Origin of the sequence: Pseudomonas graminis, from assembly GCF_004364335.1 — a bacterium.
Classification (GTDB): domain Bacteria; phylum Pseudomonadota; class Gammaproteobacteria; order Pseudomonadales; family Pseudomonadaceae; genus Aquipseudomonas; species Aquipseudomonas graminis_D.
The window spans coordinates 221,843-241,926 of record NZ_SOCR01000002.1 but is presented as its reverse complement, the minus strand read 5'-3'; the positions used below and the strand labels follow the sequence as shown (position 1 = coordinate 241,926).

Sequence of the window (20,084 nt, the reverse complement as noted above, 5' to 3'; positions counted from 1 at the left end):
TTATAAGAACTTTTTCTCCATGATGATTAAGCGACCCCGGCGCCAAGGAAACTCACATGCATGATCTGGCCTCCATACGCCGCCTGCTGATCGTCGAACCGTGCGAGGAATGTCTGCAACTGGTTCCCGGCTTGCGCATCGCCGGTTGGGATGTCGACAGCTGCACCCTCGAAGAAGCGGCGTTGCGTCCCTGTGACGTCGGCCTTATCCGTCTGCTGCCCGAGCACTTCGAACACCCCGGAGTGGTCAAGTCGCTTATCTCCCGAAGCAACACCGAATGGATCGCCGTGCTGAGCAGCGAGGTCCTGCGCCGCGAGCACATCGGTGATTTCGTCTGCGAGTGGTTCTTCGATTTCCATACCTTGCCCTTCGACGTTGCCCGAGTGCAGGTCACGCTGGGCCGTGCCTACGGCATGGCGCGGCTGCGTGCCAAGGGGGCCAGCTCTGTCAACGGTGCACCTGCTGGAGAGAACCCTGGCCAGCAACTGCTGGGGGAAAGTCGGCCCATGCGCGAGTTGCGGCGATTGCTGAGCAAGCTGGCGCCCACCGAATCGCCGGTGCTGATCCGCGGCGAAGGCGGTACGGGCAAGGAATTGATTGCACGCACGCTGCATGGGCAGTCCCAGCGCCGCGAGCGGCCCTTTATTACGATCAACTGCGGGGCGACGCCAGAGCATTTGCTGCAGGAGGCGTTGTTCGGCGTACCGGTCGATGGCGTGGACGCGACACGCCAGCGCAAGGCGGGCCGCATCGAAGAGGCCAACGGCGGCACGCTGTTTCTCGACGAGATCGGCGATTTGCCGCTGGAGGTCCAGGCGAACTTGCTTCGGTTCCTGCAGGACCGGCACATTGACGTGGGGGGCGAGCGGATTCCGGTTGATGTGCGCGTGCTGGCGGCGACCCATGTCGACCTGGAAGCGGCGATTCGCATGAAGCGTTTTCGTGAAGACCTGTATTACCGGCTCAACGTGTTGCAGGTGGGCACCTCGCCTTTGCGTGAACGGCACGGCGATCTGGCCTTGCTGGCCAATCACTTCGCCCAGTTCTACAGCCGGGAGACCGGCCGGCGGGCGCGCAATTTCAGTCAGGACGCACTGGTCGCCATGGGCAAGCACGACTGGCCCGGCAACGTGCGGGAGCTGGAAAACCGGGTGCGGCGCGGGCTGGTGCTGGCGGAAGGGCGGCAGGTCGAAGCGTTCGATCTCGGGCTGCTGGGCGAAGAGGAAATCAGCTCCAGCATGGCCACCCTGGATGAATACAAGTCCCGGGCGGAACGGCAAGCGCTGTGCGATGTGTTGACCCGTCACAGCGACAACCTCAGCGTGGCAGCCAAAGTGCTCGGTATTTCTCGGCCGACGTTCTATCGCTTGCTGCACAAACACCAGATTCGTTGACCAGGCGCCGGGCCGATTTAGCCGCCGGCGCGTATGTCTGGGGTGCAGGCATTCAGTCGTCAAGCAGCTGGCCGACCCGCTGCAATGCCCGCTCACTGCGGTCGCTCCAGCTCCCGCCAATCACCTCGAAAGGCTGCCCGTGGGCCACCAGCCATTGCCGGCTGGCCTCGAAGAATGCCTGGCGTTCGTCCAGGCCTGGCTGGCAACGCTGGCCGTCGCCGATCCATTCGACGCCTTCCGGTGACAGCAACAGGTGCAGATCGTACCGGCGTTGGGCGAGGGCGGTTTCGAGCCACGCCGGGCTGTCGTCGAACAGCGTGCGACTCCAGAGGATGTTGCTGAGCAAATGGGTGTCGAGGATCAGCAGCGCCGGCCTGATCGCCCGGGCGGCGTCTTCCCGGGCCAGTTGTTCATGGGCGATGACATCGATGTCTGCGTAAACGGTGTCTCGCTGGACTTCATCGATGTACTGGCGCACGTACTCGCCCACCAGCACGCCACCGAACTGCCGCTGAATCTCTTCCGCCAGCCAGCTCTTGCCGCTGGACTCGGGCCCTGTCAGTACCAGTACTTTCATCCCGGTCAACGCGCCAGCCCAGGGTCGGCGCGCCAGTCCCGCCAGCCTTGCACGGCGAGCAGGGTGAACAGCGCGTAGAGGGCAGCGGTGAGGTACAGCGCCTTATAGAGAAACAGCCCGACGAAGATCACGTCGAGCAGGATCCACAGCGGCCAGCACTGCACCCGCTTCTGCGCCATCCAGACCTGGGCCACCAGGCTGTAACCGGTCAGTGCGGCGTCGAGCCAGGGTTGTGCAGCGTCGGTGAAATGGGCCATGGCCGCGCCAAGCACAAGGCTGACCACCGCGCCGGCCGCCAGACTCAGCAACAGGCTGCCGCTGCCCAGCGAGGTGACGATGCGGCCGCTGTCTACCGCGCCACGCCGGGTCCACTGCCACCAGCCATACACTTGCAGCCCGGCGTACACCACCTGCAGCAGCATGTCGGAGTAAAGCTTCACGTCAAAGAAGATCCAGGTGTAGAGCAACACCATGACCAGGCCGATCGGCCAGCACCATGGGTTCTGTTTGACTGTCAGCCAGACGGCAATGACACCGAGTGCAGCGGCGAACAGTTCAAGCCCTGACATGGCAACTCCTGAGGAAACGGTGGAAAAACGGGTCGGCGATTGTAGGCGCTTTATCGCCCGAGGTGGGACGCGATGATGCGTCGCAAGCGTCCGAACAGGCAGTGGAAAAACAGCCAGAGAAACCCGCAGGGTTCATAGAGGAAATGTAACGACGATGAGACAAACGTCAATGCCTTCGCGCCAGTATTCATGCTAGCGCGTTCGTCAGAAAGGTCTGCTAGCATCGCCGCGCTCATGCCCGCACCAGACCGCTTCAGCGTTCATGCTTTTTTTACGCGCGACCGTTTATCGTTCGCGCAACAGTTTGTAATACAAATCAAGAGAGCCTTGCCATGAGCGGGTTCCAGCCGGGGGAATGATGGATCTTTGGACCGCTGCACAGGCGCTGATACTTGGGGTTGTAGAAGGGCTGACGGAGTTTTTGCCGATTTCCAGCACGGGCCATCAGATCATCGTCGCGGATCTGATCGGTTTCGGCGGCGAGCGCGCGATGGCGTTCAATATCATTATTCAGCTCGGGGCGATCCTCGCGGTGATGTGGGAGTTTCGCCGCAAGATCCTCGACGTCGTGACCGGTTTGCCCACGCGGCCCGAGGCGCGCCGATTCACCCTCAACCTCATCGTCGGCGTGCTGCCGGCCATGGTCCTCGGGGTGCTGTTTTCCGATCTGATCCACGAGTACCTGTTCAACCCGATCACCGTGGCCGTGGCGCTGGTGGTGGGCGGCTTCATCATGCTCTGGGCCGAGCGCCGCGAGCATGTGGTCCACGCCGAGACCGTGGACGAGATGACCTGGGTAGACGCGTTGAAGGTCGGCTTCGCACAATGCCTGGCGATGATTCCGGGCACTTCGCGGTCGGGCTCGACCATCATCGGCGGGCTGCTGTTTGGCCTGTCGCGCAAGACGGCCACCGAGTTTTCGTTCTTCCTGGCGATGCCGACCATGATCGCGGCCTCGGTGTACTCGGGGTACAAATACCGCCACCTGTTCCAGCCCGATGACCTGCCGGTGTTCGCCATCGGCTTCATCGCCGCATTCATCTTCGCCATGATCGCCGTGCGCGCCTTGCTCAAGTTCATCGCCACCCACAGCTACGACGTGTTCGCCTGGTACCGCATCGCCTTCGGTTTGCTGATTCTGGCGACCTGGCAATTCGGCTGGGTTGACTGGTCCAGTGTGCAGGGCTGATCTTCCGATGACTCAACGCTCTGAACCGCAAAACCCGGGTCGACGGCCCGCTGGCACGCCTGTCGTGCGCTTTCTGAAACTCAAGCTGCTGGCGCTGCTGTTGCTGTGCGGCCTGCCGGTTTACGGGGTCGTCACCTATTGGACGAGTGGCGTCAGCTGGCTACCGGCGGCGATCTACGGGCTGATGAGCGTTGCCGCGTTTGCCTTGTACGGCTATGACAAGAAGCAGGCGCGGCACGATGGCCAGCGCACCCCCGAAAAGCTGCTGCACGCCACTGAACTGCTCGGCGGCTGGCCAGGTGCGCTGCTGGCCCAGCAAGTGTTTCGCCACAAGACCCGCAAGTTTTCGTACCAATCAGTGTTCTGGCTGATTGTGCTGCTGCACGAACTGTTCTGGATGGACCGCCTGCTGTTCAGCGGTCGACTGATTTCACGTCACCTGTTCTGAACGGCTCACCTGAAAAAGCGGGATGAGCGGTCACAACTTCAGCGCCACTTGCCGGCGCTTCGCCAGTTTGCCGACCACCAGTTGGTGGGAGTGGGTCAGCAACTCCTTCAGCTCCGCCTCGCCCATGGCGAACGGGTAAGTCAGGGTGATCCAGTGGGCCCTAGCCAGGTATGGCGCAGGGCGCACCCCCGGACGGTCGACGTAGCCGAGGAACAGCTCGGCGCCGACCTTGAACGACAGGTCATTTCCGGCCAGGCCCATCACCGCGAACATCTTGGTGTCGGCGATGGAGAAAACCCTGACGCCGCCCCATTTGTAATCTTCCCGCGCGCCCGGAAGATTCAGGCAGAACGCGGCGACTGCTTCAATTTGGAGGGCTTCAACTTGCATAAGGAGTTCCCGGGTTCAAAAAGTGCATTCTGCCACAGGCTCGAATGGACTCTTTATTCCGGGAAGTCATACGCATCCTCAACGAAATACAACCCCGCGGGGTGGTGCCTGAGAATGCCTTTAACCTGCTCGCTGCCAACGATAGCGAAGACTTTGAGACAGTCATCAGGGCCCTTGCGGATTGCCGGTATTCGGGATACGGGTGAGTGCTTAATGCCAGCATGACGGACTTTGCCTCGGACTGGATGCGGCAACCTTGCAGAAACTTTCAGTGTCGGAAACGCCGTTGTGCCGCAAGTCGCTGAGCGGATTGCGAGCAAACCCATGAGTGCGGCTTGAAAACTGAATGCCGGGCTTGCAACACAGTGCCACTCATCGAAATGGCAAGGTTTTCGAGCCAAACCTGTCATTTCTGACAGTAGTCGGGCAGGGCTATCGGGGGGAGAATTCGAAATAGCGTACTCAACCAACGAAAAAAGAGGTGTGACATGGACAGGGCCGGTATTGCTTCCAGGGTTAAGAAAGTAATCGCTAATCAACTTGATGTCGATGAAGGGAAAGTTTCCGAGACATCGTCTTTCATCGACGACCTGGGCGCTGACTCAATCGACCTCGTACAGCTAGTGATGGCCGTGGAAAAGGAGTTCGAGATTGAGATGGAGATAGAGGAAAACAAAGCTGAAATTCAGACGGTTGGCCAGGCAATCGAGTTGATTTTCATCAAAGCCCGCTGAGAAGGTACCGAGATGGGCTTTATGATACAGCCCCCTCTCATTCAGCCCAACCATTGTTCAAAACGCCTTCCGTCCTGAGCTCTAAGCACCACTGTCAGGGTTGCTTCCTGATATTCCCTTGCAACGGGTGCAAAACCCCTAAACGCCAGTTGTCTCAACCATCGCCCAAATTTGCGCGCGCAGCATCAGCGGCGGGCTGATCGGTGCGACCGCCATTCGACGCCAGGTCCGCCAGAATCGGGCAGTCCGGCCGGCGGTCGCCCTGGCAGTGGCTGACCAGATTCTGCAGGGTGTCGCGCAGCCCGGCCAGTTCCTCGATCTTCTGATTGAGCTCGACGATGTGCTTGTGGGCCAGCGCCTTGACGTCGGCGCTGGCGCGGCCGCGGTCCTGCCAGAGGGTCAGCAGTTTGCTGACTTCTTCCAGGGAAAAGCCCAGATCCCGCGAGCGTTTGATGAACGCCAGGGTGTGCAACTCGTTCGGGCCGTACAGGCGATAGCCGCTGTCGGTGCGGGTGGCAGCCGGCAGCAGGCCGATGGATTCGTAATAGCGAATCATCTTGGCGCTCAGGCCGCTGCGTTTTGCGGCTTGTCCGATGTTCATGACGCGTCTCCGGTGTCTTTGGTCTTGTCTTTGGTCTTGTGTTCGGGTTTGTCTTCGGGTTCGTCTTTGGGTGTCCAGGTTTTCAACAGCAGGGCGTTGCTCACGACGCTGACGCTGGACAGGGCCATGGCTGCGCCCGCCAGCACCGGATTGAGCAGGCCGAACGCGGCCAGCGGAATGCCGATGAGGTTATAGACCAAGGCCCAGAACAGGTTCTGCCGGATCTTCGCGTAGGTCTTGCGGCTGATGTCGAGGGCGGCGGGGATCAACCGTGGGTCGCCGCGCATGAGGGTGATCCCGGCGGCGTGCATGGCCACGTCCGTTCCGCCGCCCATGGCGATGCCAATGTCGGCCGCGGCCAGAGCAGGGGCGTCGTTGATGCCGTCACCGACCATCGCCACCACGCCGGTTTTCTTCAGCGCCACGACAATCGCGGCTTTTTCGGCGGGCAACACTTCGGCGTGCACGTCGCTGATGCCCAGCGCCTCGGCGACGACCCTGGCACTGCCGCGATTGTCACCCGTCAGCAAGTGGCTGCTGATGTGCCGCGCATTCAGTTGCGCGATGGCCTCAAAGGCGCCGGGCTTGAGCGTGTCGCCGAAGGCAAACAGGCCGAGCACCTGACGCTGCGGGCTCAGTTCGATCAGCCAGGACAGCGTGCGGCCTTCGGCTTCCCAGGCCTGAGCCCGCCCGTGCAGGGCATCCCCGGTCAAGCCGCTTTCCTGCAGCAAGCCGCTTTCCTGCAGCAAGCCGCTTTTTTGCAGTAAGCCGCTTTCTTCCAGCAAACGCCGATTGCCCAGCGCCAGCTCGCGGCCCTGCAGGGTCCCGGCAATACCGCGTCCGGCCAGCGCGTGGCTATTGCTGACGGCCTCCAGGTTCAGGTCCCGCTCGGTGGTCGCGTCCAGCACTGCTTTGGCCAACGGGTGTTCGCTGCCCCGCTGCAGCGCCCCGGCCTGTTGCAGCAAGGCGTTTTCGTCACCGTCGAGCGCGGCCATGTGAGCAATGCGCGGCGTCCCGGAGGTCAGCGTGCCGGTCTTGTCGAAGACCACCGTGGTGACTTCATGGGCGCGTTCCAGGGCTTCGGCGTCCTTGATCAGAATGCCGTGACGTGCGGCCACGCCGGTGCCGGCCATGATCGCGGTCGGCGTGGCCAGCCCCAGCGCACAGGGGCAGGCGATGACCAGCACGGTGACGGCGTTGATCAACGCGGTCTCCAGCGATGCGCCAACCATCAGCCAGCCGGCCAGCGTTGCGACGGCGATCAACAGCACCACGGGCACGAACACCCGACTGACCTTGTCGACCAGCTTCTGGATCGGCGCCTTGGCTGACTGTGCGGCTTCTACCAGACGGATGATGCGCGCCAGCACTGTTTCCGCGCCCAGCGCCCGGGTGCTGATCAGCAGGCGACCCTCGCCATTGATTGCGCCGCCGGTGACCCTGTCGCCGGGCTGTTTTGGCACCGGCAGGCTCTCGCCGCTGATCAGGGCTTCGTCGGCGTGGCTCTGGCCTTCGAGCACCTCGCCATCCACCGGGAAGCGCTCGCCGGGTTTTACCACCACACAATCACCGACGCTCAGCGCGCTGATGGCGACCTCCACTTCCTGCCCGTCTACCCACTTGATCGCCCGTTCAGGGCGCAATGCCTCCAGCGCCCGAATCGCGCTGGCGGTCTGGCGCTTGGCGTTGCTCTCCAGGTATTTGCCGAGCAGGACCAGCGCGATGACCACCGCCGACGCTTCGAAATACAGGTGCGGCATCGTCCCGGGCGCGGCGCTTAGCCATTGGTAAACGCTCAACCCATAACCGGCGCTGGTGCCCAACGCGACGAGCAGGTCCATGTTGCCCGCACCGCCACGCACGGCTTTCCAGGCGGCGACGTAGAAGCGCGCGCCGAGAAGGAATTGCACGGGCGTTGCCAGGGCGAACTGCAACCACGCCGGCAGCATCCCGTGCACGCCCAGCGGTTGCAGCAGCATCGGCACCACCAGCGGCAGCGCGAGGACGACGGCGGGTATCAGCTGCCAGCGCTCGGTGTTGTGGCGTTTGCGCTGGTCGGCGTGCTGGGTGGCTGAATCCTGATCAAGGCTGGCGCTATAGCCGGCCTTGTCCACGGCAGCCAGCAGCAGGGCGGGGTCGACCTGCCCGCTGACCTCGACGTGAGCCCGTTCGTTGGCGAGGTTGACCGTGGCGACCTGGACGCCGGGGACCTTGCGCAACGCGCGCTCGACCCGGCCTGCGCAGCTGGCGCAGGTCATGCCGGTAATCGGCAGATCGAATGTTGCGGGACTGGGCATCGTGGACACTCCGGTAAGGCGATTGCCAGTAAGGATTAACCTTGCCACGTTGGCAAGGTCAAGGATCGACAGGCCGATGAATGCAATGCGCCCGAGCGTGGAGAGCGCTGCACAGGACAGTGCATTGGCAACCTGCGACAATCGCAGCCCCTTTCGGCCAGGCGAGCGGCATACCGTGTACGACTTCAACGATTTGTACTACTTCGTGCAGGTGGTGGAGAACAAGGGGTTCGCCGCTGCCGCGCGCAAGATCGAGGTGCCAAAGACCAAGCTCAGTCGGCGCATTGCTCAGCTGGAGGATCGGCTCGGGGTGCGGCTGATCCAGCGCACCACGCGCAAGTTTACGGTGACCGAAGTGGGGCTGGATTATTACCGTCACTGCGTGGCGATGCTGATGGAGGCCGATGCAGCGGAGAAGGTGGTCGAGCAGTCGAGGTCCGAACCTCAAGGCATCGTGCGCATCAGTTGCCCGCCGGCACTGGGTGCGATGGGGGTGAGCGACACGATCGCGAAGTTTCTGGTGCTGCACCCGAAAGTGCAGATTCAGGTGGAAAGCAGCAACCGTCGGGTGGATGTGTTGGGTGAGGGGTATGACATCGCGCTGAGGGTGCGTTTTCCGCCGCTGGACGACGAGAATCTGGTAATGAAGGTGTTGGGCGAGAGCCACCAGCGGTTGGTTGTTCGCCCGTCGTTGCTGGAGGGCAGGACGATTCGAACGCCGGAGGATCTAGCGGGGCTGCCGAGCATGGATCTGGCACCGGCGAACCGTGAGCACCGTTGGGCGTTGATCGGGCCGGGTGATAAGCGGATCGAGGTTGCTCATCAGCCGCGCTTTGTGACGTCGGATCTGGATGCGTTGCACCGCGCAGCGGTTGAGGGGGTGGGTGTGGTGCAAATGCCGGAGATCATGGTTCGGCATTCGTTGCATGAGGGGCGGCTGGTGGAGTTGCTGCCGGGCTTTCGACCGCCAAGCGGGCTGATTCATGCGGTGTTCCCGTCTCGCCGGGGATTGTTGCCGTCGGTGCGGGGCCTGGTGGATTTGCTGGCTGAAGATTTTGGCGCGAATGCGAAGGCGGATCGGGAGGCATGTGAGTTGGCGGGGCATCTGTAAGCCTGATGTCTTTGCGATCAAGATCAGGGGCGTATGCCGAGGGCAGACTCGGCCAGCGTCGCCGGCCGAGGTTTCAAAGGTCAGCCGAACTTAGCCAGTGACCGGGGAGCGCCAGTCATCGGAACCCGAAGTGCCGCATACCTCGTGGGTCCAGGTGATTTTGCGGTAGGTGAACTCCACGTCTTCCAGATGGGTGAAGTGGGCGTTCGACGGGTCCTGGCAGTTATGCATGTAGTCTTTAATGTCGACGATAATCGCGTCTTCAAGTTTGGTGGTGTAGTAGTGCTCCTGTGTGCCCGCTGCCGAGGTGCGATACCACTGAATAGTGATTTCGGTCAGGCGTTCGCCCGACGTCAACGCTGCCAGCAACAATGGCGAAGACTTGTCGAACACCTTGGTGATCTTGACCGGCTTGTGAACACGCTGACCCGTTGGCTGACCCGACTGCGGGTCGCGCGGGATGATCATTTCATGCTGAAACCCTTGCACCATGACCTGATCTTCGTGGCCTTCCTGAAACGTGTTGCCAACCGAGTCTGCAGTAAAAGCGCCGGCGGTGATCAGGCCCTGCTTGGTGCCTGTAATGGACATATATGCTGGTGTCGCCATGAAGATGCTCCTTGCCTCATAAATTAAAAATGCCCAGCAGCGAATTGCCTGGTGGGCAGAAGTATTATTTCAAGCTTCGTGCCAAGTCAGGAATTATCCAGGTGTTAGTTAGGTTTGATGGGTGTTTGACGACGTCATGCCGTGTCAGAAATGACAGTGTGGCGTGAATGTGCGCAAGAAGTTGCACAGTGTTGCGCAACTTCTTGCGCACTCATCTGCGAGGTACGCGTTATAAGGGTTGCACAGTTTCAGTAAGCGACTTTTCGATCAGGAAGTGCGCAAGTTCTTGCGCATGGAGGCCACGTGCTATTGATTTACGCCAGTGATTGCAGATCAGTTGAGGAAGAATGCTCAAACACTCTTACATCTGTTTGCATCATCGAGAGATACCGCGCCTGTGCTCTGGATGGGCGTTCCTCGCCGCTCAAGCATCGACAGAAATAGACACGAGTAGGAAGTTGCCCTGAATCTTGAATATCAAAGAAACGTCCTACAGCTTGAGTGGAGTTATCGCGTTTATAGAGAGCTTGATAGTGTCATTGGCGCTGAGTATTATCCCCGGCCTCTGAAGGGCGGAGGTTTTGTTACATATCAAACTGCCCAACTAGCGCTTATTTGGTTTCATTAGGCTCGCCGATTTAATGGTCGGTGCCATGTGCGGTTTTACACTGAAGATCTCGAATGTCTTTCTCAAGCCAACTTTCTGAATATTATCTCGAAGCTGCTAGAGCCTCTATATCCACCGAGAGCTTCGCGGGTGAAGACGTTCGTTTTTCAACTGAATACGAGGCGTTGGAAAGTGAAGTCAACAAAGCTCAATCCATACACGAAACGGTTCAGATCGACTGGCTGAAAGTGCGTGAACAAAGTGAACACCTGCTTCGCACCCAATCCAAGGATCTTCGCGTCGCGGCCTGGCTTACGTGGGCCTTGCATCAGCGCGAGTCTTTCCAGGGGCTGTTGGCAGGACTTGGGCTTATTCACCATCTTTGCCTGCACCATTGGGATGAAGTTCATCCCGTCAAGGCCCGTACCCGCTCCGCAGCCATCGGCTGGCTGCTCCCCCGTCTAGAGCAAGTGCTTTTTGATCACGTCGCAATCAAAGCGCAGTTACCGCTGTTCGGTCGCCTCGTCGAGATACTCGAAGACCTTGATAAGGTGTTTACACAACACATGGGCGACGACGCACCTTTGCTGTTGCCGATCTCCCGGCGTTTGAAAAATATGGCCCAACGCGCGGTTCACGATCTCCCCGACGCCGGGATGGCTGGGAGCGCCGACGCGCCAGTCACGCCGCCTGCTACCCAGTCACTCCTTCCCAATGCGCTGATCGCCAGCGAGAAAGACGCGCACACGTCACTGCGATTTCAGCAGGACAGGGCGCGCTCGTTGTGTGCCTGGTGGCTCCAGCAAAAAGCCGGCGACCTGCGCGCGTTGCGCCTGAATCGGACACTGCTGTGGTTGCCTATCGAAGCACTCCCAGAGCGCAACGCAGAGCATATCACCGCGCTGCGCGGGCTTCCGCCAGACAAGCTCAAGGGCTATCGAGACCAGTACGATCAGGGCAACTACGCCAACCTGCTTGTCGAGCTGGAGGCGAGTCTGGCAAAGGCGCCGTTCTGGTTCGATGGCCAGCGAATGGTCTGGGAGTGTCTGCACGCGATGAACGCCGAGCCGGCCATGCGCGAGGTAGAAATTCAATTTGCGCTGTTGATTCAGCGGCTGCCGGGAGTAATCGAACTGCGCTTTTATGACGGCACCCCGTTTGCGGATCAGGCGACTCGCGCCTGGATAGGCGCCAGCGTCATGCCTCGCCTGCAGGCTGCCAGTGCGCCTCGCAGCGTCGCCCCCACCGATGAGCAGCCGGCCTGGGAATCCGCCCTGGAGAGCGCGATCCCGGTACTGCGCAATGACGGACTCAGAGCCGCTGTACAGCTTCTCAAGCAAGGCCTGCACAGCGCCCGGGGCGGGCGTGCACGATTTTTCTGGCAATTCGCTCTGGCGCGGCTGTGCTTCACCGCCAGGAAATACGAACTCGCCAGGACCCAGCTCGAAACCCTCGACCAAACCCTGCAGGACTCTGGCATCAATGCCTGGGAGCCTGATCTCGCGCTGCAGGTGCTGCATCTCTTGCACAGCTGTTTCGAATTGCTGCCTCAGGGTCATGGATCCCGGGAGCGCAAGGAAGAGGTTTATCGCAGGCTCTGCCACCTCGACCTCGAAGTCGTACTTGAATAGGCCTCTGGGCCCTAATTACCAGGAGAACGGCCATGGCCAAAGAAGGATCGGTAGCCCCTAAAGAACGTATCAATGTCACGTTCAAACCCGCCACGGGTGGTGCGCAGGAAGAGATCGAGCTGCCGCTGAAGCTGCTCGCGATCGGTGATTACACCCTGCGTAAAGACGAGCGAAAAGTCGAAGAGCGCAAGCCGATCAGCATCGACAAGATGACGTTTGACGAGGTGCTGGCGAAGCAGGCCCTGAGCCTGACGCTGAGCGTGCCAAACCGTCTGCAAGAGGATGAGGGCAATGAAGAGCTGGCGGTGCAACTGCACGTCAAATCGATGAAGGACTTCAATCCGGCCTCCCTCGTTGACCAGGTACCCGAACTGAAAAAACTGATGGAACTGCGCGACGCTCTGGTGGCGGTAAAAGGACCGCTGGGTAACGCGCCCGCCTTTCGCAAAGCCATCGAAGGCGTCCTTGCCGACGGCGAGTCCCGTGATCGCGTGCTCGGCGAGCTGGGTTTGAACGCCGCCGCCCAGGACACCTGAGTCCATCCGCCAAGGAACCAACATCATGACTACTACACCAGCGCAGCAGCAGAGCAAAGCATCCGGCGAGTCCAGCATTCTCGACAGCATCATCGCCGAAACCCGTCTGCCTCGAGATGAAGACGCATATGGCATCGCCAGGCGCGGCGTATCGGCGTTTATCGAAGAGCTGCTCAAACCGCAAAACGCGGGTGAGCCGGTCAAGAAGGCGATGGTTGACCGCATGATTGCCGAGATCGATGCCAAGCTCGGCCGCCAGATGGACGAGATTCTGCACCACCCGGACTTCCAGTCGCTTGAGTCGTCCTGGCGTGGACTGCAATTGCTGGTCGAGCGGACCGACTTCCGCGAGAACATCAAGATTGAAATCCTCAACGTGTCCAAAGAGGACTTGCTGGAGGATTTCGAAGACTCACCCGAGGTCATGCAAGCCGGCCTTTACAAACATATCTACACCGCTGAGTACGGCCAGTTCGGTGGGCAGCCTGTGGGGGCGATCATCGCCAACTACTTCATGTCCCCCAGTTCACCGGACGTGAAGCTGATGCAGTACGTTTCCAGCGTCGCCTGCATGTCCCACGCGCCGTTCATCGCCGCCGCCGGCCCCAGGTTCTTCGGCCTGGAAAGCTTCACCGGCCTGCCTGACCTGAAAGATCTGAAGGATCATTTCGAGGGCCCGCAGTTCGCCAAATGGCAAAGCTTCCGTCAGTCCGAAGACGCCCGTTACGTCGGCCTGACGGTGCCGCGCTTCCTGCTGCGCAACCCTTACGACCCTGAAGAGAACCCGGTCAAGTCGTTCGTCTACAAGGAAACCGTTGCCAACAGCCATGAGCACTATCTGTGGGGTAACACGGCGTACGCCTTCGGTACGAAGCTGACCGACAGCTTCGCCAAATTCCGCTGGTGCCCGAACATCATCGGCCCGCAGAGCGGTGGCGCAGTCGAGGATTTGCCGCTGCATCACTTCGAAAGCATGGGTGAAATCGAAACCAAGATCCCTACCGAAGTACTGGTCAGCGATCGGCGTGAATACGAACTGGCGGACGAGGGTTTCATCTCCCTGACCATGCGCAAGGGCTCAGACAACGCGGCGTTCTTCTCCGCCAGCTCGGTACAGAAGTCGAAGTTTTTCGGCACCAGCGCGGAAGGCAAGGCGGCGGAGCTGAACTACAAACTCGGCACCCAGCTGCCCTACATGATGATCGTCAACCGTCTTGCTCACTATTTGAAAGTTCTGCAACGCGAGCAGCTGGGTTCCTGGAAAGAACGCACCGACCTCGAGCTGGAACTGAACAAATGGATCCGTCAGTACGTCGCCGATCAGGAGAATCCGAGCGCCGAAGTCCGTGGGCGTCGTCCCCTGCGTGCCGCGCAGATCATCGTCAGTGACGTGGAGGGCGAACCCGGCTGGTATCGCGTTAGCTTGAACGTGCGCCCGCATTTCAAATACATGGGCGCCGATTTCACCCTGTCGCTGGTGGGCAAGCTGGACAAAGAGTGAAGGGATTCGACGCATGACGGGATACGGCAGCCTTTTCGAACGCCTGGGTGGCGACGCAGACAAGCGCGTCGGCTGGAGCCGCGAAGACGCAGCGACGGCGTCGGTGGCTGCCCATCTGGCCAAGATGCTCAGTACCCGGGCTGGGAGCGTGCAGACGCTTTCGGACTACGGGCTGCCGGATCTCAATGACATGCGGTTGAGCCTTCATGATGCTCTGACGAAGGCGCGGCTCGCTATCGAGGTCTTCATCGAAACCTACGAGCCCCGTCTCAGCAGCGTCCGGGTTGTCTCACTGCCCCACGACAACGACCCGCTTCGTCTCGCCTTCACGATCGAAGGGTTGCTGGAGGTTGAGGGTTTCAAGCGTCAGGTGACGTTCGCCGCACGTCTGGAGGGTGGCGGTCAGGTACAGGTCAACCACAGAAAAACCTGATGTCAGGAACTCGCTGCCTGGGAGTGCACGGATGACATAAGGCGCCAGCAGACGGTGTTTCCGCACCCCCACCCTTGAACCAAACAGCTCCGCCCGAAGGTAATACCATGTCCTTTAACCACTACTACCAAAGCGAACTCACCGCGCTTCGCCAGTTAGGTCGTCGATTCGCCGAGCGCAGTCCGGCGTTGGCGCCTTTTCTGGGGCAGGCCGGGCGGGATCCGGACGTGGAACGGTTGCTGGAGGGCTTTGCGTTCCTGACCGGACGCCTGCGGCAGAAGCTCGATGACGAGCTGCCTGAGCTCAGCCATTCGCTGATGCATCTGCTGTGGCCCAATTACATGCAGCCACTGCCGGCCTTCAGCATTCTCCAGTTTGACCCCTTGAAGCGGGCAGGGCCTGCGCTGAGGGTGGAGCGGGGTACGCCGGTGGACAGCGTGCCGATCGATGGCGTGCAGTGCCGCTTTCGCACGTGCTACCCAACCGACGTTCAGGCGCTGGATCTGGTGGAACTGACGTACTCGGTCAAGGGCGAGGGCTCGCTGTTGAGCTTGCGTCTGGGGATGAGCGGCGAAGGCCATTTTGGCGAGTTGGAATTAAGCCGTTTGCGCCTGCATTTTGCTGGCGAGCGCTACATCAGCCAGATGCTCTATCTAAGCCTTCTGCGCAATCTGGAGAGCATCGAGCTGGTGCCGCTGGACGGGGATGGCAAGTCCATACACGGCGTTAACGGAATGCCCCTGGCATTCAAAGTGCCCGGGGATCGTATTCAGCCCGTGGGGTTTGCCGAAGACGAAGCGCTGATTCCGTATCCGCTGAACACCTTTCGCGGCTATCGCTACCTGCAGGAGTACTTCGCCTTCCAGGACAAGTTTCTGTTCGTGGACGTGAATGGCCTGAACGTGCTCGCCGGATTGCCGGACGACACGCTCAGACAAATGCGCGGGCTTGCATTGCGTTTCGACATTCGCAAGAGCGTCGTCCAGCGACTGCGCCCTACGCTGGACAACGTGAAGCTCCATTGCACGCCCATCGTGAACCTGTTCAAGCATGACGCCTCGCCGATACGCCTTGAGGGCAAACAGGACGAGTACCTGTTGATGCCGTCGCTCTACAGCCCGGAAAATTGCGGCGTGTTTTCGGTCGAATCCGTGATCGGCTGGAAGCCCGGGGGCCTGGGTTACGAGGCCTACGTGCCCTTCGAGTCCTTCGAGCATGACCCCAGTTTCGATGTGCCGAACCGCCGTCCCCATTACAGCATTCGCCAGCGTTCATCGTCGCTGCACGATGGCCTCGACACCTACCTGAGCTTCGGCATCCGTCACACCGAAGCCTCTGAAACACTGTCGGTCGAGATGATGTGCACCAATCAGAACCTGCCGCGCAGGCTCAAGCTGGGTGACATTTGCATCGCCTGCGAGCAGACACCGGAATTTCTGACCTTCCGCAATATCACCCCGGCCACACCCAGTTATGCGCCGCCGCTGAACCGGGACTTTCTGTGGAAGCTGATCAGCAACATGTCGCTTAACTACCTGTCCCTGGCGGACGTCAACGCCTTGAAGGTGATCCTCGAAACATACGACCTGCCGCGCTATTACGACCCCCACGCAGAAAAAGTCAGCAAGCGCCTGCTGGGCGGGCTCAAGTCAATCAGCCACCAGCATGTCGACCGGCTGCACAGAGGGCTGCCGGTACGCGGATTGCGCACCGAGCTGACCATCGACCCGCAAGGCTATATCGGCGAGGGCGACGTGTTCGTGTTCGCCTCTGTTCTCAATGAGTTTTTTGCACTTTACGCCAGCCTCAATTCGTATCACGAGCTGCGCGTGAAGAGCACACAGGGGGACGTGTACCAATGGACACCCCGTATGGGCCTGCAGCCCCTGCTTTGAGCGGGCTGACCCAAGGCATACGCGAATACTCGCTGTTTCAGGCCGTCTTGCTGGTCATCGACCGGTTGCGCACTGAGCATCCGCGTCTGAACGATGACGACTTGTACGACCTGCTGGAATTCCAGGCCAACCCGAGCCTGGGCTTTCCAGGAAGTGATGTGGACCGCGTGGAGTTTTTTGAAGAGTCCGGGCTGATGCGCGCGCGCCTGCGATTAAACCCGCTGGGCCTTGTCGGGTCCGGATCACCCTTGCCTGCGTTTTATAGCGAGCAGGCACTGGGCGACAACGAGGAGGGGAATCCGACCCGCCAGTTCCTCGATCTGTTTCACCATCGCCTGCATCGGCTGATGCTGCCGATCTGGACTAAATATCGCTACCGCGCCTGTTTTGAAAGCGGCGCAATCGATCCGTTTTCTTCGCAGCTGTTCTCGCTGATCGGACTGGGCAGCGAGGAGATTCGAAGTGCGCGGGAGCTGAACTGGAAGCGACTGCTGCCGTACCTGGGTTTGCTCAGCCTGCGCGCACATTCGGCGGCGCTGATCGAGGCGGTGCTGCGGTACTACTTCAAACATGCCGAGCTGACGATCGAACAGTGCATGGAGCGTCGCGTGGGCATTCTCGAAGAGCAACGCAACAGCCTTGGCCGAGCCAATAGCCAGCTGGGCGAGGACCTGGTGCTCGGCGAACACGTTCGCGACCGCAGTGGCAAGTTCCGCATTCATGTTCGAGAGCTTGGCTGGCAGCGTTTCCACGAGTTCCTGCCAATCGGCACGGGCTACCAGCCGCTGTGCGCATTGGTGAGATTCACGCTGCGTGACCCACTTGATTACGACGTCCGCCTGGCGCTGCGTCAGGAAGAAATTCGCGAACTGCGCCTGGCCGGACAGAACGCATGTCGCCTGGGATGGACCAGTTGGCTGGGCCGCGAACGTGCGGACGGCGTGGTGACCCTGGGTAGCCAATCATTAAGGACAGCCGAACGATGAGTAACGTCAATCTGCAACAACTTATTCAGGCGCTTGACGCCGAAAGCCGCCGCGACCTGGAGCATGCCGCCGAACGCTGTGTGGCACGTGGCGGCAGCAAGGTCCTCATCGAAGACCTGTTGCTGTGCTTGCTGGAGCGCCCACAGGGCCTGCTGTTCCTCGCACTGCAGGATGCCGGTGTGGACGCGGGTGAACTCGGCGCTGCGCTGCAGGTGAGGATGGAAAACAGCGCCTCCCGCAACCCGGTATTTGCGCCGGAACTGGTGCAGTGGCTGCAGGATGCGTTGCTTGCGGCCAGCCTTGAACTGGGCCAGACCCAGGTTGAGCAAGGGGCGCTGATCCTTGCGCTGTTGCGCAACCCCATGCGCTACGCCGGCAGCCGTTATCAGGCATTGCTCGCCCGACTGAATATCGAGCGACTGAAAGCATTCGCCTTGTCGCAGAAGGCGCATTCCGACACAGGCAAACAGGGTGCGGCCGGCGAGTCACTGCTGACGCGCTTCACCCACAACCTCACCCAACAGGCCCGGGACGGCAAACTCGACCCGGTGCTGTGCCGAGACGACGCCATTCGGCAAATGGTGGATATTCTCGCTCGCCGACGGAAAAACAATCCGATCGTCGTGGGTGAGGCCGGTGTTGGCAAGACGGCGATAGTTGAAGGGTTGGCGTCGCGCATCGTCACAGGGGAAGTGCCGCAGGCCATAAAGGGTGTTGAGCTGCTGTCGCTGGACATGGGGCTGTTGCAGGCCGGCGCCAGCGTAAAAGGGGAGTTCGAACGTCGTCTCAAGGGCGTGATCGACGAGGTCAAGGCATCCCCCACGCCGATCATATTATTCATCGACGAGGCCCACACCCTGATCGGGGCCGGCGGTGATGCGGGTGGTTCCGATGCGGCCAACCTGCTCAAGCCGGCCCTGGCGCGCGGCGAACTGCGCACCATCGCGGCGACCACCTGGAGCGAGTACAAAAAATACTTCGAGAAAGACCCGGCATTGGCCCGACGGTTTCAGCCGGTGCGGCTGCACGAACCGACGGTCGATGAGGCAGTGACCATTCTGCGGGGCCTTGCTCCCGTCTACGAACGGAGCCATGGCATCTATTTGCGGGATGACGCAGTGGTGGCGGCCGCTGAATTGTCTGCTCGCTATCTCGCCGGCCGCCAGTTGCCGGACAAGGCCGTCGATGTGCTCGACACGGCGTGCGCCCGCGTTCGCATCAGCCTCGCCGCCGCGCCACAACCTCTTGAGCGTCTGCGCAACGAACTGGCTGAAGGCAGCCGTGAGCGTCAGGCGTTGCGTCGTGACGCCGAAGCCGGTTTGCTCATTGATCATTCGGCCCTGGAAGCATTGGAAAACCGTCTGCGCGCTGCCGATGCAGAACGCCTTGCGCTCGAATCCCTCTGGCTGGAACAGAAAGGCCTGGCCGAGCGCCTTCTGGATGTGCGCCAGCAACTCGCGCAGGCCCGTGATGCCGATAAAACGCCAGGCATCGAAGACCTGCAAACCGTGCGTGACGAGATTCACCGCACCCTGACTCAGGCCCAGGAGCGGCTGGTGAGCTTCGAGGTCTGCCCGCGTCTTGTCGCCGAAGTGATCAGTGCCTGGACCGGCGTGCCCCTGGCGCAGTTGGCGCGAGAGCACAATGCCAAAATCACCACCTTTGCGACTGACCTGCGCGCCCGTATTCGCGGTCAGGAGCAAGCCGTGCACGCCCTTGATCGTTCGATGCGTGCCACTGCAGCCGGCCTTAACAAACCTGACGCACCCGTGGACGTGTTCCTGTTGGTCGGGCCGAGCGGCGTCGGCAAGACAGAAACCGCGCTGGCGCTCGCCGACTTGCTGTACGGCGGCGAGCGTTTCATCACCACCATCAACATGTCCGAGTTTCAGGAGAAGCACACCGTCTCGCGCCTGATTGGCGCGCCGCCCGGCTACGTCGGTTACGGCGAAGGCGGCATGCTCACCGAAGCGGTGCGGCAGAAACCGTATTCCGTGGTCCTGCTCGATGAAGTCGAGAAAGCTGATCCGGACGTGCTGAACCTGTTCTATCAAATCTTTGACAAGGGCGTGGCCAACGACGGGGAAGGGCGGGAGATCAACTTCCGCAATACGCTGATCCTGATGACCTCGAACCTTGGAAGCGATCTCATCAGTGACCTCTGCTCCGATGGCGCGCGGCCCTCTGCGCAGGTGCTCGAGGAGCGTATCCGTCCGGTCCTCGCCAGCCACTTCAAACCGGCGCTGCTGGCACGCATGCGCGTCGTCCCTTACTACCCGGTGAGCGGATCGGTGCTGCGTGAACTGATCGAGATCAAACTGGGAAGTCTGAGAGAACGTCTGAACCGCCGTCAGCTGGCGTTCACATTTTCCGAGGCGTTGGTCGATCATCTGGTTGAGCGCTGCAGCCAAGGTGACAGCGGCGCACGTCTGATCGACCACTTGCTGGACCTTCACGTTGTGCCCCGGGTGGCTGACCGGTTGCTCGACGCGATGGCGGCAGGTCAACGTCTCACGTCTGTGCACGCAACGCTTGATCACGAAGCCGCCGTGACCTGCGAGTTTGCCTGAGGTGGG

19 protein-coding genes are annotated in these 20,084 nt (G+C 60.7%); 13 read left to right on the top strand and 6 right to left on the bottom strand.

From position 1 onward, the window contains the following. Positions 1–56 precede the first annotated feature (56 nt). The gene (locus EC919_RS03600; RefSeq protein ID WP_133771290.1) at positions 57–1,394 is read left to right on the top strand and encodes a sigma-54 dependent transcriptional regulator; all 1,338 of its coding nucleotides are present in this window, start codon (positions 57–59) and stop codon (positions 1,392–1,394) included. A 52-nt stretch (positions 1,395–1,446) separates the two neighbouring features. Here EC919_RS03600 and EC919_RS03595 read toward each other — a convergent pair whose 3' ends face one another. Then, positions 1,447–1,971: an AAA family ATPase gene (locus tag EC919_RS03595; protein WP_133771288.1), complete on the bottom strand. Its 525-nt coding sequence runs from the start codon at positions 1,969–1,971 to the stop codon at positions 1,447–1,449. A 5-nt stretch (positions 1,972–1,976) separates the two neighbouring features. Further along, a complete protein-coding gene (pnuC, locus tag EC919_RS03590; protein ID WP_133771286.1) occupies positions 1,977–2,540 on the bottom strand; it encodes a nicotinamide riboside transporter PnuC in 564 nt (187 codons plus the stop codon). A gap of 358 nt (positions 2,541–2,898) precedes the next feature. Here pnuC and EC919_RS03585 point away from each other — a divergent pair, with 358 nt between their 5' ends. Together EC919_RS03585 and EC919_RS03580 are read left to right on the top strand one after the other, a co-directional pair. Further along, positions 2,899–3,729 carry an undecaprenyl-diphosphate phosphatase gene (locus tag EC919_RS03585; RefSeq protein WP_133771284.1) on the top strand — a complete coding sequence of 277 codons (831 nt, stop codon included), beginning with the start codon at positions 2,899–2,901 and terminating at the stop codon, positions 3,727–3,729. A 7-nt stretch (positions 3,730–3,736) separates the two neighbouring features. Continuing rightward, positions 3,737–4,177, top strand: a complete 441-nt coding sequence (locus EC919_RS03580; protein WP_133771281.1) for a DUF1294 domain-containing protein — start codon at positions 3,737–3,739, stop codon at positions 4,175–4,177. 30 nt (positions 4,178–4,207) lie between these two features. Here EC919_RS03580 and EC919_RS03575 read toward each other — a convergent pair whose 3' ends face one another. Continuing rightward, positions 4,208–4,567: an MmcQ/YjbR family DNA-binding protein gene (locus EC919_RS03575; protein ID WP_133771279.1), complete on the bottom strand. Its 360-nt coding sequence runs from the start codon at positions 4,565–4,567 to the stop codon at positions 4,208–4,210. A 44-nt stretch (positions 4,568–4,611) separates the two neighbouring features. On the opposite strand from EC919_RS03575, the gene EC919_RS27760 reads away from it, so the two are divergent. Both EC919_RS27760 and acpP read left to right on the top strand, forming a co-directional pair. Continuing rightward, a complete protein-coding gene (locus tag EC919_RS27760; RefSeq protein WP_133771277.1) occupies positions 4,612–4,773 on the top strand; it encodes a DNA cytosine methyltransferase in 162 nt (53 codons plus the stop codon). Between the two features lie 282 nt (positions 4,774–5,055). Beyond that, a complete protein-coding gene (gene acpP / locus EC919_RS03565; RefSeq protein WP_133771275.1) occupies positions 5,056–5,301 on the top strand; it encodes an acyl carrier protein in 246 nt (81 codons plus the stop codon). Between the two features lie 154 nt (positions 5,302–5,455). Here the strand turns inward: acpP and cueR are convergent, their stop codons facing one another. Further along, a complete protein-coding gene (gene cueR, locus EC919_RS03560; protein ID WP_133771273.1) occupies positions 5,456–5,902 on the bottom strand; it encodes a Cu(I)-responsive transcriptional regulator in 447 nt (148 codons plus the stop codon). Beyond that, on the bottom strand, positions 5,899–8,199 hold the full coding sequence (locus EC919_RS03555) for a heavy metal translocating P-type ATPase (protein ID WP_243842199.1): 2,301 nt from the start codon (positions 8,197–8,199) through the stop codon (positions 5,899–5,901). The genes cueR and EC919_RS03555 overlap by 4 nt, the downstream gene beginning before the upstream one ends. A gap of 175 nt (positions 8,200–8,374) precedes the next feature. Between EC919_RS03555 and EC919_RS03550 the strand changes: the two genes are divergently transcribed. Further along, positions 8,375–9,310: a LysR substrate-binding domain-containing protein gene (locus tag EC919_RS03550; RefSeq protein WP_133771271.1), complete on the top strand. Its 936-nt coding sequence runs from the start codon at positions 8,375–8,377 to the stop codon at positions 9,308–9,310. A 90-nt stretch (positions 9,311–9,400) separates the two neighbouring features. On the opposite strand, the gene EC919_RS03545 is transcribed toward EC919_RS03550, so the two are convergent. Continuing rightward, positions 9,401–9,919: an Hcp family type VI secretion system effector gene (locus tag EC919_RS03545; RefSeq protein WP_133771269.1), complete on the bottom strand. Its 519-nt coding sequence runs from the start codon at positions 9,917–9,919 to the stop codon at positions 9,401–9,403. A 681-nt stretch (positions 9,920–10,600) separates the two neighbouring features. Between EC919_RS03545 and tssA the strand changes: the two genes are divergently transcribed. From tssA to tssH, 7 genes are all read left to right on the top strand, one after another. Next, complete coding sequence (gene tssA / locus EC919_RS03540) at positions 10,601–12,157, top strand: type VI secretion system protein TssA (RefSeq protein ID WP_133771266.1); 1,557 nt, start codon at positions 10,601–10,603, stop codon at positions 12,155–12,157. A gap of 32 nt (positions 12,158–12,189) precedes the next feature. Beyond that, positions 12,190–12,693, top strand: a complete 504-nt coding sequence (gene tssB, locus EC919_RS03535; RefSeq protein WP_133771263.1) for a type VI secretion system contractile sheath small subunit — start codon at positions 12,190–12,192, stop codon at positions 12,691–12,693. Between the two features lie 25 nt (positions 12,694–12,718). Then, on the top strand, positions 12,719–14,194 hold the full coding sequence (gene tssC, locus EC919_RS03530; RefSeq protein WP_133771261.1) for a type VI secretion system contractile sheath large subunit: 1,476 nt from the start codon (positions 12,719–12,721) through the stop codon (positions 14,192–14,194). A 13-nt stretch (positions 14,195–14,207) separates the two neighbouring features. Then, positions 14,208–14,627, top strand: coding sequence for a type VI secretion system baseplate subunit TssE (gene tssE / locus EC919_RS03525; protein ID WP_133771259.1), 420 nt, complete (start codon positions 14,208–14,210; stop codon positions 14,625–14,627). Between the two features lie 107 nt (positions 14,628–14,734). Next, positions 14,735–16,522: a type VI secretion system baseplate subunit TssF gene (gene tssF / locus EC919_RS03520; RefSeq protein ID WP_133771257.1), complete on the top strand. Its 1,788-nt coding sequence runs from the start codon at positions 14,735–14,737 to the stop codon at positions 16,520–16,522. Next, positions 16,486–17,508 carry a type VI secretion system baseplate subunit TssG gene (gene tssG, locus EC919_RS03515; RefSeq protein WP_133771255.1) on the top strand — a complete coding sequence of 341 codons (1,023 nt, stop codon included), beginning with the start codon at positions 16,486–16,488 and terminating at the stop codon, positions 17,506–17,508. The genes tssF and tssG overlap by 37 nt, the downstream gene beginning before the upstream one ends. After that, entirely contained in the window at positions 17,505–20,078 is a 2,574-nt protein-coding gene (gene tssH / locus EC919_RS03510; protein ID WP_133771253.1) for a type VI secretion system ATPase TssH, read from the top strand. Before tssG ends, tssH begins: the two co-directional genes overlap by 4 nt. The last annotated feature ends 6 nt before the right edge of the window (positions 20,079–20,084 follow it).

Excerpts from the sequence above, each read along its gene's own strand:
- EC919_RS03595 (WP_133771288.1), bottom strand. The coding sequence starts at position 1,971 with ATGAAAGTACTGGTACTGACAGGGCCCGAGTCCAGCGGCAAGAGCTGG.
- EC919_RS03580 (WP_133771281.1), top strand. The coding sequence starts at position 3,737 with ATGACTCAACGCTCTGAACCGCAAAACCCGGGTCGACGGCCCGCTGGC.
- EC919_RS03575 (WP_133771279.1), bottom strand. The coding sequence starts at position 4,567 with ATGCAAGTTGAAGCCCTCCAAATTGAAGCAGTCGCCGCGTTCTGCCTG.
- EC919_RS03555 (WP_243842199.1), bottom strand. The coding sequence starts at position 8,199 with ATGCCCAGTCCCGCAACATTCGATCTGCCGATTACCGGCATGACCTGC.
- tssE (WP_133771259.1), top strand. The coding sequence starts at position 14,208 with ATGACGGGATACGGCAGCCTTTTCGAACGCCTGGGTGGCGACGCAGAC.
- EC919_RS03600 (WP_133771290.1), top strand. The coding sequence starts at position 57 with ATGCATGATCTGGCCTCCATACGCCGCCTGCTGATCGTCGAACCGTGC.
- tssH (WP_133771253.1), top strand. The coding sequence starts at position 17,505 with ATGAGTAACGTCAATCTGCAACAACTTATTCAGGCGCTTGACGCCGAA.
- acpP (WP_133771275.1), top strand. The coding sequence starts at position 5,056 with ATGGACAGGGCCGGTATTGCTTCCAGGGTTAAGAAAGTAATCGCTAAT.
- tssC (WP_133771261.1), top strand. The coding sequence starts at position 12,719 with ATGACTACTACACCAGCGCAGCAGCAGAGCAAAGCATCCGGCGAGTCC.
- cueR (WP_133771273.1), bottom strand. The coding sequence starts at position 5,902 with ATGAACATCGGACAAGCCGCAAAACGCAGCGGCCTGAGCGCCAAGATG.
- tssF (WP_133771257.1), top strand. The coding sequence starts at position 14,735 with ATGTCCTTTAACCACTACTACCAAAGCGAACTCACCGCGCTTCGCCAG.
- EC919_RS03545 (WP_133771269.1), bottom strand. The coding sequence starts at position 9,919 with ATGGCGACACCAGCATATATGTCCATTACAGGCACCAAGCAGGGCCTG.
- EC919_RS27760 (WP_133771277.1), top strand. The coding sequence starts at position 4,612 with ATGGACTCTTTATTCCGGGAAGTCATACGCATCCTCAACGAAATACAA.
- tssB (WP_133771263.1), top strand. The coding sequence starts at position 12,190 with ATGGCCAAAGAAGGATCGGTAGCCCCTAAAGAACGTATCAATGTCACG.
- tssG (WP_133771255.1), top strand. The coding sequence starts at position 16,486 with ATGGACACCCCGTATGGGCCTGCAGCCCCTGCTTTGAGCGGGCTGACC.
- tssA (WP_133771266.1), top strand. The coding sequence starts at position 10,601 with ATGTCTTTCTCAAGCCAACTTTCTGAATATTATCTCGAAGCTGCTAGA.
- EC919_RS03585 (WP_133771284.1), top strand. The coding sequence starts at position 2,899 with ATGGATCTTTGGACCGCTGCACAGGCGCTGATACTTGGGGTTGTAGAA.
- pnuC (WP_133771286.1), bottom strand. The coding sequence starts at position 2,540 with ATGTCAGGGCTTGAACTGTTCGCCGCTGCACTCGGTGTCATTGCCGTC.